Here is a 13987-nt window from a genome sequence, read left to right as displayed (position 1 = left end):
CGGGTCGGATACCACAAAAATCGCGTGGACGTGCGGAAAAGCCAGGAAATTTTGGCACGCTAAAGAGTGTCAATGGGGGTAGACAGTTTTCAAAGTTGCGTGATATGGAGAGCTGGAGGGGTCAACCGAAAGTATGGTTCCAGCGGATTTTGGAATTTGGGGAACTGTGACATCAATCTCAACGATTCTGTGAAACTTCCAAGTAGCTTTTGAAACAAGTTTGGATAGCTGGCAGGAAAATAAACAGTCTTCGGGTAGTACATTTCAATCGGTGCAATTGACCAGCAATAACGTGCGTCGAAAAAACGCCTAAAAAGTTCCCTGGGATTGGGAATTATTTAATTGACATTTTTATGACCTATAAAAGCGCTGGTACTCGGTTTGGCTCACATAAAGCTCTAAAAATATTCGGGGGTAAACGAGGTGACTTTCAGGTCGTTACCAGCCATACTGATAGGCGTGACGAGCGCAATTTCTAACCAAAATACGGCTGCGCAGCAACAGCGTGTGCCCGTGCTGAACCGACCAAACATGGTCAGCGTGGGTACGATCCTGTTCCTGGCGCAGGAGTTGATGTTCTTCGCCGGACTTTTCGCGATGTACTTCACATCGCGTGCGAACGGTATGGCAACAGGGGACTGGGCGGTACAAACCTCCCATCTCAACGTGATTTACGGCTTGATCATCACGATCATCCTGGTCTCCTCTTCCGTCACTTCGCAGTTCGGCGTCTTTGCAGCAGAAAGGGGTGACGTATACGGGCTGAGGAAGTGGTTCACCATCACGATCCTTCTCGGTGTTGTGTTCTTGGGCATGGTTGCCTTCGAGTACTACGAGATGATCCACGCTGGAGTGACCATTCAAAGCAGTGTTTACGGTTCGGTGTTCTACATCATTACCGGCTTCCACATGGCTCACGTGACAGCGGGCATTATCGCCTTCATCATTATTTTGGCACGTGTGTCTAAGTCGAAGTTCACGCCAGCGCAGGCAACTGCGGCGATGGTGGTTTCTTACTACTGGCACTTCGTCGATGTTATTTGGATCGGCGTTTTCACAGTGATCTACCTCATCCAGTAGTGGCCTTCACAGGCGACTTTCAATTTTTACATAGTCACTAAAGGGAAAAAGATGGATAAGAACCAAAAGAAGGTGCGCACCCGTAAGGTGAAGCGTACCGTCGCTGGCGCCGCCGCTTTGACCATAGGTCTTACTGGTGCCGGCATCATCGCATCCGCCCTTACTCCAGATGCACAGGTTGCAACCGCTCAGCGCGACGACCAAGCTCTGATTCAAGAGGGTAAGGATCTGTACGACGTTGCCTGCATTACTTGCCATGGTGCAAACCTGCAGGGTGTCCAGGACCGCGGACCATCGCTAATCGGCGTCGGTGAAGGTGCCGTTTACTTCCAGGTTCACTCTGGTCGTATGCCAATGATGTCGAATGATGCGCAGGCAGAGCGCAAGCAGCCTCGATACACTGAGCAACAGTCTCTCGCGTTGGCAGCCTATGTTGCAGCCAACGGCGGTGGCCCTGAGCTCGTGTACAACGAGGACGGCACTCTTGCAATGAGCGAACTTCGTGGCAAGAACTACAACGGTCAGATCCAAACGGAAGACGTGGCCCGCGGCGGCGAACTGTTCCGCACTAACTGTGCGTCCTGCCACAACTTCACCGGTCGTGGTGGCGCACTGTCCTCCGGTAAGTACGCGCCAACGCTAGATGCTGCCAACGAGCAGGAAATCTACCAGGCGATGCTGACCGGTCCGCAGAATATGCCTAAGTTCTCTGATCGTCAGCTCACCGCTGATGAAAAGAAGGACATCATTGCCTTCATTAAATCGACCAAGGAAACGCCTAGCCCTTCCGGCTACGCCCTTGGTGGACTTGGCCCAGTTTCTGAGGGTCTCGCAATGTGGATTATTGGCATTACCCTCGTTGGTGCTGCCGCGATGTGGATTGGATCGCGCTCATGAGTAATGAAGTGAAGAAGAATTACACGGATGCAGAACTCGACAAGATGAGTGATGCTGAGCTCGCAACCCTTGGTCTCGAGCTTGACGATGTAACCATGGCGTACCGCAAGGAACGTTTTCCTATCGAGAACGATCCAGAAGAAAAGCGTGCAGCCAACAATGTGACTTTCTGGCTTGCCCTGTCGGTCATCTTCGGCATCGCTTTCTTGGCTGTCTACATCTTCTGGCCATGGGAACCTCGCTTCCACGGCGATGAGGGCCTGGGTGTCTACACTCTGTACACGCCACTTCTTGGCCTGACCGCGGGTGTTGCGATTATTTCCCTCGGCGTCGCGGTTATTCAGTACGTCAAGCGCTTCATTCCTGAAGAGGTTGCAGTACAAAACCGACACGACGGTCTTTCCAGTGAAGTTGATCGTCGTACCACCACTGCGTTGCTCAATGACGCATGGGATACCTCGACTCTCGGACGTCGTTCGGTTATTAAGGGTCTCCTCGGAGGCTCCGGTCTGCTTGCGGGCTTGATCATCATCGCCCCACTTGGTGGCATGATCAAGAATCCTTGGCGTGCAGGAGAGATGACCTACAACGGCGACGGCACTCTGTGGACTTCTGGCTGGCACCTCTTTGATCAAGGCACGAAGCTGTACCTTGCTCGTGATACCGGTGCGATTGCTGAAGAGCATGTAGGCGAATCGGGTACTCACTTCACGACGACCGGCGTTTCCCGCCTGGTTCGAGTTCGTCCTGAGGACCTAGCCGCTGCAGGTATGGAAACTGTTTACCCATTGGCTGAGTCGGATGTTAACGATGGCAATAATTACGATCCCGCTCGTGACGTGTACACGAATCACATGCACTCGATCCACGGTCCTCGTAACTCGGTCATGTTGATTCGCCTGCGCAGCAGTGACGCACAAAAGGTCATCGAGCGCGAAGGTCAGGAAGATTTCCACTACGGCGACTACTACGCGTACTCCAAGATCTGTACGCACATTGGTTGCCCGACCTCACTGTTCGAAGCACAAACAAATCGTATTCTTTGCCCATGCCACCAGTCGCAGTTTGACGCGTTGCAGCACGGCAAGCCAGTCTTCGGCCCTGCTGCTCGTGCACTTCCACAGCTGCCGATCACGGTTGACGAAGAGGGATACCTTATTGCCAAGGGCAACTTTATTGAGCCACTTGGCCCGGCATTCTGGGAGCGTAAGTCGTAATGAGCACTAAACTCGGAAAAGCCGCGAATGCAGTTGATTCGCGCTACACAATTGCGGGCTTTCTGCGCCCTCAGCTGAATAAAGTCTTCCCAACTCACTGGTCGTTCATGCTCGGTGAGGTTGCGCTGTACAGCTTCATCATCTTGCTGCTGACCGGTATCTACTTGGCACTGTTCTTTGACCCTTCGATTACGAAGGTCATCTACGACGGCGCCTACCTGCCCCTCAATGGCGTAGAGATGTCGCGTGCTTACGCAACAGCTCTTGAGATTTCCTTCGATGTCCGTGGTGGCCTGTTCATCCGTCAGATGCACCACTGGGCCGCACTGATGTTCATGATGTCGATGGTTGCGCACATGATGCGAATCTTCTTCACCGGTGCGTTCCGTCGCCCACGTGAAGCCAACTGGATCATCGGTTGTACTCTGGTCCTGCTTGGCATGGTCGAGGGCTTCATGGGTTACTCATTGCCAGATGATCTGCTCTCCGGCGTCGGTCTGCGTATTATGTCGGCGATTATCCTTGCTATCCCAATTATCGGTACTTGGATTCACTGGGCAATCTTCGGCGGCGACTTCCCGTCCGACTTGATGCTGGATCGCTTCTATATCCTTCACGTTCTGGTTCTGCCAGGTTTGCTCCTCGCACTGATCGCGGCTCACGTGCTGTTGGTCTGGTACCAGAAGCACACCCAGTTCCCAGGTCCTGGTCGTACAGAGAACAACGTTGTTGGTGTCCGCATTCTGCCAGTCTTCGCTACGAAGGCTATCGGTATGGGCCTGTTGGTCTTTGGTGTACTTGCAGCAATGGCAGGTTTGACCACGATCAACGCCATCTGGAATCTCGGACCGTATAACCCGTCACAAGTCTCTGCTGGTTCGCAGCCGGATATCTACATGCTGTGGACTGACGGCGCAGCACGTGTCATGCCAGCGTGGGAACTCTACCTTGGCAACTACACGATTCCGGGTGCCTTCTGGGTTGTCTTAATGGCAGGTGCCATGGTGGTCCTGTTGTTCGCATACCCGTGGATTGAAAAGAAGGCCACCGGCGATAACGCTCACCACAACTTGCTGCAGCGCCCACGTGACGTTCCAGTTCGTACCGGTATCGGTGTCATGGGTATCGTCTTCTTCCTGCTGCTGACGCTCTCTGGCGGTAACGACCTGTTCGCTTACCACTTCCAGATCTCGCTGAATGCAATGACCTGGGTTGGTCGTATCGGTCTGATTATCCTGCCACCGTTGTCGTACTTCATTACTTACCGCATCTGCGTTGGTTTGCAGCGCTCCGACCGTGAGGTCCTGGAGCACGGCATTGAGACCGGCGTGATCAAGAAGCTGCCTAACGGCGCATTCGTAGAGATCCACCAGCCACTGGCCACAGATGCTGAAGGCAACGCAATCCCACTGGAGTACACCGGCGGACGCGTTCCTAAGCAGATGAACCAGCTCGGTTACTCCGACAGTGAGTCTTCCGGTATCTTCTCCCCAGATGATCCTGATATCACTGCACGTCGTGCACAGATCAAGCGCGAGAACCATCACGAAGAAACGCGTGCTCTCGCTGCTCTCAACGAGGAGAATCGTCGTCGAGACATTGAAGCCGGACGTGACTAACATCGGCTAGATTTAGCGCTCACAAACGCGCCCTACATATATATGTAGGGCGCGTTTTCGCATTCCTTCTGGAGGCACTTTTGGTGAACTTAACCGGTTTTCATATGTTGTGGTTGATGTGGATGTGACAACTTCTTTTGGAAAGTGAGGAAGGTCACATCACGTTCCAGGGTCTATTTAGTGGCGGAATTTTAGCCGAGGAATTCTAGTTTGTACGCCAAAATGGCCCCAAGGAACCTGCTGGTCAGGTGAACTAATTCAAGTCGGTCCCAAGAGGATTTCAAAACCTCTGAAAATTGCACTCCCAATGAACTCGGAATGGTTTCAGCTAAATAACGAGAAGATAACGAGCGGGTCGTTGGACAAACCTTGTTGCCGTTTCGTAACCTAATTGAGACCTTGCGGCCGAACGGTACGCACGGAACACCAATTGAACACATATTGCCGAACTTGGCCGGATCTACAGTTTCACCCTGGAGCTGTCCGGTCGGACCGGGGAACCACAGAGTTTTCCTGGGGCGAAGACATCGTAAGGGTGGCTGGATCAGATATCCGTTGCCATGGAGCGGTGGAAGGTTAATTCCGAAACCTAGCCCGTCAGCTAACTCGGTAGGCGTTATAGGAAGATATGGAGAACATTCGTGGGACAGCACCGTCGCCTGAATACGAAGACCGCACGTAACATCGCTGCAGTATCTGCAGTTGCACTGAGCACCACCCTTTTGGTGCCAACCGCTGCAAACGCAGCTGAGGTGACCGTACCTGGCACCAACCTGAGCTCTGAGGTTCCTGGAATTGAGAACATTGCAGGCATTGCGAACATCCCGGGCATTGAACAGTGGATCCCATCCTTGGCCGGCCAGTCCGACAACAGCAACGTCCAGGCGGCAATTAACCAGGTTCGCCAGATCCCAGGCACAGCCGCAGTTCCAGGATTCAACGAGTGGCTTAATGGGGTAGAGGCTCAGGTTGCGCCTGTAGCAGAGACTACTTACTCCGCTGCTGCTTCTGCACCTGCTGCAGCCGCACCGGCACCAGTTGCTCAGCAATCCACTGGTCAGAACATTGTCGACATTGCTCGCTCTAAGATTGGCTCCCCTTACGTCTACGGCGCAGCCGGCCCTAACTCCTTCGACTGCTCCGGTTTCACCTCCTGGGTCTACCAGCAGGCAGGTAAGACGATTCCACGTACTTCCCAAGCGCAGGCAGCACAGGGCACAAGCGTTTCCCGTGAGAACATCCAGCCAGGAGACATCATTGTCTACTACAGCGGTGCTTCCCACGTTGGCATCTACGCGGGCAATGGCATGATGATTGACGCACTGAACTCTGGTTCCCCAGTGGCAGAGCGTCCAATCGACTACATGCCAATTCACTCGATCGTGCGCTACTAGTCTGCGCGAATATGATGCCCCGTGAGCGCCAAAAGCGCCCCGGGGCATTTGTGATCAACAACACCAAAGATATATTAGATAACGGTTTAGTTAAGCTTGTTATGCATCGTGGTAACAGCTAAAGTGGCTACCGTTAAAGCTTGACTTCCTCCCTTTTAGCCTGGCAGGACAACCACGGTCCTCGGCTTGGGAGACGTGTTTTTAGAGGAGATTTCCCAGTGGCAAAGCACCGCGCAACCGGTCGTCGTTACGCTCTTGTTGCTTCTTCTATTGCGACAGCCGTCGTAGCCGGAACAGTCGTTGTTCCTGCGCAAGCAGATTCGGTCGATGACCTGATCAAGGAGATGGAAGGCATCTCCCAGCAGGCTGGCGCTAAGAATGAAGCGGTAAAGCAGCTCGAGATTGAGATTGAGCAGTCGCAGAGCAAGCTCGATGCCCTCGGCTCGGAGGCAGCAGTTGCCAACGCAGCTGTGCAAGATGCGAACAACGTGCAAAGCGGATTCCAGGGCGATGTGAACGGCATTGCAACATCGAAATACCGCAATGTCCAGAATGACTCGCTGATTTCCACCATGGAGTCGGGCAACCCGCAGACCGTGATCGATCGTGCAGCGTACTTGGGCGCAATCTCGCGGAACACTGAGCGCACCCTAGGCCAGCTGCAGGACGCAACTCAGACAGCGGCAGACCGTGCGAACGCGGCCAATATCGCTGTAGTTGAGGCCGAATTCTACAAAAACCAGCTGGACTCGAAGCATGCGAAACTGGACCAAGAGCGCAGCACTCTCGAGTCCCAGGTCCAGGACATGCAGCAGCGCATTGACTCCCTCAGTGCGGAGCAGCGTCGTGCATGGGAAGAAAAGGATCAGCCTGAGGTTCCGAATCCAGCAATTGGCCAGCCAGAGTCTTCCTCTAGTGCGGTTGCGGTTGTTTCCGCAGCAGGTTCTTCTGCAGTCTCTGCGGCTTTGTCCAAGCTTGGTTCCCCATATGGCTGGGGTGCGGCAGGCCCAGACGCTTTCGACTGCTCGGGTCTGATGTACTGGGCTTACCAGCAGCAGGGCAAGTCCATTCCGCGTACCTCGCAGGCGCAGCTCGCCGGTGGGCAGTCGGTGTCTACCTCTGATCTGCAGCCGGGCGACATCATTGGCTATTACCCAGGTGTAACCCACGTGGGCATGTACATCGGTAATGGTCAGGTTGTGCACGCTTCTGACTACGGCATTCCAGTCCAGGTTGTTGCCTATGATTCAATGCCAATTCAGGGCGCAGCCCGCTACTAAATGGTCACACTGCTTGTAACGAATGATTTCCCGCCTACCGTAGGCGGGATTCAGTCGTATTTGAGAGACTTTGTCTCAACAGTAACGCCTGAGAAAATAATCATCTTTGCATCCACCCAGGACGCCGCAGAGGCGGAGAGGTTCGATGCAGATTTCCCTTATCAGGTAATTCGCTGGCCGCGAAAGGTAATGCTGCCTACCCCGGCAACTATCCGCGAGATGCAGAAAATCATCCGCGAGCACAGTATTAATACAGTGTGGTTCGGTGCAGCAGCACCCCTGGCTGTCATGGGCGCAGCAGCGCGAGCAGCAGGGGCGCAACGCGTTGTCTCTACCACCCATGGCCATGAGGTCGGATGGTCGATGATCCCAGGTGCCAGGCAAGTGCTCTCCATAATTGGGCAGTCTTCCGATGTAGTCACGTACATCTCGAAATACACGCTGAATCGTTTCCGCACAGCCATTGGCACTCACCCAGAGTATGTCCGCCTTCCTTCGGGCGTGGACACTGACTATTTCCGCCCGGCTACGCCACAGCAGCGCTTGCAAACCCGGGAGAGGTTTGGCATTGGTGATCAGCCACTTATCGTTTGTGCCTCTCGGCTCGTCCCGCGCAAAGGCCAAGACCAACTTATCCGTGCGATGGAGGCAGTAATTAAGGAATTCCCTGAAGCTCAGCTCGTCATCGTGGGCAAGGGATACTACGGCACAACGCTGGAAGTGCTGGCCCAGGATCTTCCGCACAACGTCACTTTCACGGGAGCAGTACCACGCGACGATCTTCGCGACCTTGTCGCCGCCGCTGATATCGCTTCGATGCCGTCGCGGACTAGGGGAGGGGGCCTCGATGTCGAAGGCCTAGGCATCGTCTATCTTGAGGCGCAGGCTTGCGGCGTGCCCGTGGTTGCGGGCAATTCGGGGGGTTCGCCGGAGACTGTCACCCCCGAGACGGGCATCGTCGTTGACGGCAATAGCCAACGTGAGCTCGAAGAAGCATTGCTGGAGTTGCTGGGGGATGCGCCTCGTCGTAAAGCGATGGGCGAAGCAGGTCGCCGCCACGTCTGCGCGCACTGGACCTGGGACCACCTAGGCAAAAAGCTCGGCGCGGTGCTCGAAGGCGAACCTGCGGAAGCGGTTGAGCACGGCAACGTATAGGCTTAATCGCTATGTCTACCCCCACATCTTCAGTCGGTGCGCTCACCGTTGGCTTCGATATCGGCGGCACGAATACACGCGCCGGCGTCGTGAATGAACACGGCGAAATCCTTGCCAGGGCCTCGGATCGCACTCCGGAAACCTCTGAAGAGATGGTGCGCACAATCATTTCGCTTATCGACGAATTGCGCTCCTCCTATGACATCTCCGCCGTGGGTGTTGCTGTTGCGGGGTTCTTGGACCGAGACTGCGAAATTGTGCGCTTTGCGCCGCATCTCCCGTGGCGCGACGACGCTCCCGTGCGCGCCATTTTGCAGGAAGCAACAGGGCTTCCCGTGCGTCTGGAGCATGATGCCAACGCTGCAGCCTGGGGCGAATTCCGCCACGGCGTGGCCAAAGACGTGGATACCTGGGTGTTTTTTGCCCTGGGGACCGGCATCGGCGCGACCCTGATGATCGATGGAGAAGTTTACCGTGGCTCCTACGGTACTGCCCCGGAAATTGGCCACATCACTGTGGTTCCGGGTGGTCGCGCGTGTTCATGTGGAAAGCGGGGCTGTTTGGAGCGTTACGCTTCCGGTACGGCACTTGTGGATACGGCGATGGAGATCGCCACTCGTGGTGGTTACGAAAGTACAAAACTGTACCGCAAGGTCGTGGGCAAACGGGCCTCGGGAAATGACGTCATGGATGCAGCACGCGCCGGAGATGCATTGGGCGTTGCGACGATTGAAGAATTCTCGATGTGGCTAGGACAAGGCCTAGCAATGGTTTCGGACATCCTAGACCCAGAGCTGATTGTGGTTGGCGGCGGGCTGAGTGCTGATGCTGATCTTTACCTAGACGCTGCAACGCAGGTCATGAGTAAAAATATTGTGGGGGCCGGTTATCGTCCACTTGCACGGGTGATTCGCGCGGAACTCGGCCCTGAGGCAGGTATGATTGGTGTCGCTGATCTAGCGCGCGAACGTACTCAGTAGCGTATTTACCAAGGAGAAACTAATGCATAATAAGTGGTATTGGCTATATAAGTACGTCCTCCTCGGTCCACTCGCACGGATCTGGTCTCGCCCGAAATACGTCGGTGGCGAAAATGTCCCGAAGGAGGGGCCAGCTATTATGGCCTCGAATCACCAGTCGGTATATGATTCTTTCGCTTTTCCATTGGTGTGCCCACGCCAAATTGTGTTCCCAGCGAAGAGCGAGTACTTCACCAAGCCTGGATTGAAGGGGCGCTTTCAGAAGTGGTTCTTCACTTCGGTAGGGCAAATCCCAATTGATCGCGAATCCGAAAACGCCGGCGATGCGCTGACCGAAGCCGCGAAAAAGGTTTTCGAGGACGACGGTTTATTTGGCATCTACCCGGAGGGAACGCGTGCTCCTGACGAGAGGGTATACAAGGGTCGCACAGGCATGGCACGAGTGGCCATGGCCAGCGGTGTTCCCGTGATTCCTGTCGGTATGCTCAATACGGGCAAAGCCAACCCCATTGGCACTACACTGATTCGTCCCGTCAAGGTGGAGGTGCGAATCGGTGAGCCGATCAATCCGCGAGAATGGGCGAAGGAAAATGGCTATGACCCAGATTCTCGTGAGGTGATGCGTCCGTTTACGGATTACGTCATGCACACGCTCTCGGAGTTGACCGGCTATCCGTATGTCGATGCTTATGCTTCCGATGTGAAGAAGTCTTTGGCGGAAGGCAAGGGCTATCCGAAGGGCCTTGAACCGGACGTCCAATCCTAAGAAAAGCCTTTTGATAAGACTTTAAAATTTCACAGCGTTTGGGTTCGAGCCTCTGAACAGGTAAGATGGAAACCATTTGCAAGACATTAGGTTACTGTTATGTGAATTTTATGTTCTGAGGTGTTTCTGAGGTATGGCATCCCAACGTCTGATTTGGCCCGATGTAGCAAAAGGTCTATCTATTATGGGCGTTGTCGTTCTCCACGTTTCTCTCCTGATTCCAGGAGCACGCGACACGCTCCTTTCCCAGACCAACGCTTTATTAGATCCGCTTCGGATGCCGCTGTTTTTTCTTGTCAGCGGCCTATTTTCCACCAAAGTATTCAACTTTAGCTTTGGCGAGCTATTTCGTCGTCGGCTGTGGTTCTTCATTGTGCCTTATCTTGTGTGGGTGCCGGTGGAGATTGGTTTATATAACTGGACTGCCCAAATAGTAGGTAGGGCCGTGCCACTAACGGGCGAGGATTATTTCACCCAAATAATCACGGGCAGGAACATGGCATGGTTCCTTTATGCGCTGGTGTTGTTCAACATCGTGCTGTGGGCAACGAAAAAGTTGCCGTGGTGGGCCACGGTCTTGGTCTCACTCAGTCCAATTCTGGCCATGCCACTGAACCACGAAATCCCGATCGTCGCAAAGGCGATCATGTACATGCCAATCTTCATTGCTGGTGCGTACCTGCGACGCTACATTTTGGAGTTTGCAGAGCGAGGATTGTCTCCGGTGAACTTGTTAATAGCTTTGGCAACTTTTCTCACCGCTGTGGCGCTGATTGTGTCCTGGAATAACTTCGTGGCTTCCGAGGCACCGCTGGAAATACCCGTGATATATTTCCCCCCGTTTGGACACGCAGAAGTGCAGTTGGTGGTCAACCTCGTGCAGTACTTTTTGATGCTGCCATTCGGTGTATTGCTTGCGGTCGCCCTGTCCTATGTGCGATTTATTGCTGTTCCACTGCAGAAGTTGGGGCAAAACACGTTACCGATTTACCTGGGCCATCCAATCGGAATGACACTGCTGATTTCTCTGCCTCGCGTGTACTTTGACCTTCCAATTGGCGTGGATGAAACGAACCCGTGGATGTCGAAGTACCTGTGGATTGGCCTTGCTTTGGCTGCAGCGTGCCTTGGTGCACTGGGCATGTGGTTGGTGGGTAAAATCCCAGGAGTACGCTGGACTCTCTACCCACCAAAGTTGCCGGAACTTGGTTCTGTCACAGAGCTTCCAGATACGCAGCGTGCAAACGATAAGCAGGTATCCGAAGAGTCTGGGTCATTTGGGTCTTCTGGGGCCTCCCAGCGAACCTAAACGGTAAGAATTAAGAAAGAAACCACTACATGGATAAAGTACTAGCAACCCGATTGACGCTCTCTGTGGCGATTATTATCGGATATTTGGTTGTCGCGAGCCTAAATTTCCACGTTGGTACACTTTCGCCGATCTTGATGCTGGCGCTAGTTCTGGTTCTTTTTGTACCTGTTCGAAACAAGCAGGGAAACAAGAAGAACAAACAAGAGCAGCACTAGAATCCTAGAATCAGACATATACAAGTTCAATGGAAATGGGCGTGTCAATCACGTGAGGTACTTTTACGACACCGAGTTCATCGAGAATGGGACGACGATCGACTTAGTCTCCATCGGTATCGTGGGCGAAGACGGCAGCGAGTATTACGCGGTGTCCACTGAGTTCGACTCATCCAAGGCGAACTCTTGGGTGCGCGAGAACGTTTTGGCAAAGCTTCCCAATCCGCAGGATCCGGTGTGGAAGTCGAAGGACACCATTCGTGACGAGGTACATGCATTCATCACCAAGCAAGTGCCACGTCCCGAGCTGTGGGCCTGGGTTGGCGCCTATGACCATGTTGTTTTCGCTCAATTGTGGGGCGACATGGCCGCGATGCCAAAGAATCTGCCTCGTTTCACCCACGAGCTGAAGCAGTACTGGGAAATCGCGGGGCGTCCGAACCTGCCGGAATCGCCAGATGGAAATCACGACGCGTTGGTGGATGCCCGCCACAACCTTGCCAAGTTCAAGGCTTGCATGAGGTCCATGCCGATTGACGGCCGCGGACGTGCACACCGCTAAGCGCACACCGCTGACAGTCCCACCAAGTGGGCATTTATTTCCCTCTTCTAGGGATTCTCCAGCTTACGTGCTACAACTATGTATGTGAGTTGGACTATTGATATCCCTGAAACGATGCTCCCGGATCTCCCTCCGCTGCCGGGTGACCTGAACGAGAAGTTCCAAGACGTCATTTCCCGCCCGGCGCATCAGCAGCCAAGCTGGGATCAGGCGCAGGCCGACAACGTCCGAAAGATCCTTGAGTCTGTCCCGCCAATTGTGGTGGCCCCTGAGATTCACAAGCTCAAGGCGCAGTTCGCTGACGTTGCCAACGGCAAGGCCTTCCTGATCCAGGGCGGCGACTGTGCTGAGACCTTCGAGTCGAATACGGAACCGCATATCCGTGCAAACATTAAGACTCTGCTGCAGATGTCCGTTGTTCTGACCTACGGCGCATCCATGCCAGTGGTGAAACTGGCCCGCATCGCCGGCCAGTACGCAAAGCCACGCTCGTCTGACTTGGACGCGAACGGTCTGCCGAACTACCGCGGCGACATTGTCAATGGTGTCGAGCCAACCGAAGAAGCTCGTCGCCACGATCCAGCACGCATGGTGCGCGCGTACGCCAACTCGGGCGCGGCCATGAACTTGGTCCGCGCGCTGACCCAATCGGGCACAGCTGATCTGCATAATCTCAACGAGTGGAACCGCGAGTTCGTAGCTAACTCGCCTGCGGGTGCGCGCTACGAGGCGCTCTCCCGCGAGATTTCGCGTTCCCTCGCGTTCATGGATGCATGTGGCGTCAACGACGAGCACTTGCGCACTTCGGACATTTACGCTTCCCACGAAGCACTGCTGGTTGACTACGAGCGCGCCATGCTGCGCCTTGCTGAGGACGAGAACGGTGAGCTGAAGCTCTATGACCTCTCTGCCCACCAGCTCTGGATCGGCGAGCGCACCCGCGGCATCGAAGACTTCCACGTGAACTTCGCGGCGATGATCGAGAACCCAATCGGAATCAAGATTGGCCCGAAGATTACCCCTGAGGAAGCTGTTGCGTACGCGCACAAGCTGGACCCTAACTTCCAGCCGGGTCGCCTGACCATGGTGGCACGCATGGGCCACGAAAACGTCCGCACCGTGCTGCCTGATGTGATTAAGGCTGTCGAGGCTTCCGGTCACAAGGTGATCTGGCAGTCCGACCCAATGCACGGCAACACCTTCACCGCCTCGAACGGGTATAAGACTCGCCACTTCGACAAGATCATCGACGAAGTCCAGGGCTTCTTCGAGGTACACCGGGAACTGGGCACCCACCCAGGTGGCATCCACATCGAGCTAACCGGTGAGAACGTCACCGAGTGCCTCGGTGGTGCGCAGGATATCACCGACGTTGACCTGCCTGGTCGCTACGAGTCGGCCTGTGACCCTCGTCTGAACACCGAGCAGGCGCTCGAGCTCTCCTTCCTCGTCGCGGAGATGTTGCGTTACTAAGATTTCGCTTCTCGACGACAAAACCGCCCGCCTCCCA

Annotated in this window: 13 protein-coding genes and 1 riboswitch; all 13 genes read left to right on the top strand. The window is 54.6% G+C overall.

Annotation, left to right across the window (positions count from 1 at the left end; translation table 11 throughout):
• Positions 1 to 459: 459 nt before the first annotated feature.
• The 13 genes from ctaE (at position 460) to ACXZ66_RS09540 (ending at position 13950) form a co-directional block, all read left to right on the top strand.
• A complete protein-coding gene (gene ctaE, locus ACXZ66_RS09600) occupies positions 460 to 1080 on the top strand; it encodes an aa3-type cytochrome oxidase subunit III (protein ID WP_458748406.1) in 621 nt (206 codons plus the stop codon).
• 51 nt (positions 1081 to 1131) lie between these two features.
• Positions 1132 to 1977, top strand: a complete 846-nt coding sequence (gene qcrC, locus ACXZ66_RS09595; protein ID WP_458748405.1) for a cytochrome bc1 complex diheme cytochrome c subunit — start codon at positions 1132 to 1134, stop codon at positions 1975 to 1977.
• Entirely contained in the window at positions 1974 to 3194 is a 1221-nt protein-coding gene (qcrA, locus tag ACXZ66_RS09590; protein ID WP_458748404.1) for a cytochrome bc1 complex Rieske iron-sulfur subunit, read from the top strand. The genes qcrC and qcrA overlap by 4 nt, the downstream gene beginning before the upstream one ends.
• Positions 3194 to 4813, top strand: coding sequence for a cytochrome bc1 complex cytochrome b subunit (qcrB, locus tag ACXZ66_RS09585; RefSeq protein ID WP_458748403.1), 1620 nt, complete (start codon positions 3194 to 3196; stop codon positions 4811 to 4813). The genes qcrA and qcrB overlap by 1 nt, the downstream gene beginning before the upstream one ends.
• A gap of 432 nt (positions 4814 to 5245) precedes the next feature.
• A riboswitch (cyclic di-AMP (ydaO/yuaA leader) is annotated at positions 5246 to 5444 on the top strand.
• A 10-nt stretch (positions 5445 to 5454) separates the two neighbouring features.
• On the top strand, positions 5455 to 6207 hold the full coding sequence (locus tag ACXZ66_RS09580; protein ID WP_458748401.1) for a C40 family peptidase: 753 nt from the start codon (positions 5455 to 5457) through the stop codon (positions 6205 to 6207).
• Between the two features lie 218 nt (positions 6208 to 6425).
• Positions 6426 to 7487: a C40 family peptidase gene (locus tag ACXZ66_RS09575; RefSeq protein WP_458748400.1), complete on the top strand. Its 1062-nt coding sequence runs from the start codon at positions 6426 to 6428 to the stop codon at positions 7485 to 7487.
• Positions 7488 to 8642 carry a glycosyltransferase family 4 protein gene (locus ACXZ66_RS09570; RefSeq protein ID WP_458748399.1) on the top strand — a complete coding sequence of 385 codons (1155 nt, stop codon included), beginning with the start codon at positions 7488 to 7490 and terminating at the stop codon, positions 8640 to 8642.
• 11 nt (positions 8643 to 8653) lie between these two features.
• Complete coding sequence (locus ACXZ66_RS09565) at positions 8654 to 9622, top strand: ROK family protein (protein ID WP_458748398.1); 969 nt, start codon at positions 8654 to 8656, stop codon at positions 9620 to 9622.
• Positions 9623 to 9644: 22 nt separating this feature from the next.
• Positions 9645 to 10388, top strand: coding sequence for a lysophospholipid acyltransferase family protein (locus tag ACXZ66_RS09560; RefSeq protein WP_458748397.1), 744 nt, complete (start codon positions 9645 to 9647; stop codon positions 10386 to 10388).
• Between the two features lie 133 nt (positions 10389 to 10521).
• A complete protein-coding gene (locus tag ACXZ66_RS09555) occupies positions 10522 to 11697 on the top strand; it encodes an acyltransferase family protein (protein WP_458748396.1) in 1176 nt (391 codons plus the stop codon).
• A 29-nt stretch (positions 11698 to 11726) separates the two neighbouring features.
• The gene (locus tag ACXZ66_RS09550) at positions 11727 to 11915 is read left to right on the top strand and encodes a hypothetical protein (RefSeq protein WP_458748394.1); all 189 of its coding nucleotides are present in this window, start codon (positions 11727 to 11729) and stop codon (positions 11913 to 11915) included.
• Between the two features lie 52 nt (positions 11916 to 11967).
• Entirely contained in the window at positions 11968 to 12477 is a 510-nt protein-coding gene (locus ACXZ66_RS09545) for a polyadenylate-specific 3'-exoribonuclease AS (protein ID WP_458748392.1), read from the top strand.
• A gap of 84 nt (positions 12478 to 12561) precedes the next feature.
• On the top strand, positions 12562 to 13950 hold the full coding sequence (locus ACXZ66_RS09540; protein WP_458748390.1) for a class II 3-deoxy-7-phosphoheptulonate synthase: 1389 nt from the start codon (positions 12562 to 12564) through the stop codon (positions 13948 to 13950).
• Positions 13951 to 13987: the final 37 nt, after the last annotated feature.

This window comes from Corynebacterium sp. S7, assembly GCF_054401105.1.
This window is presented reverse-complemented; position numbering and strand designations above follow the sequence as displayed.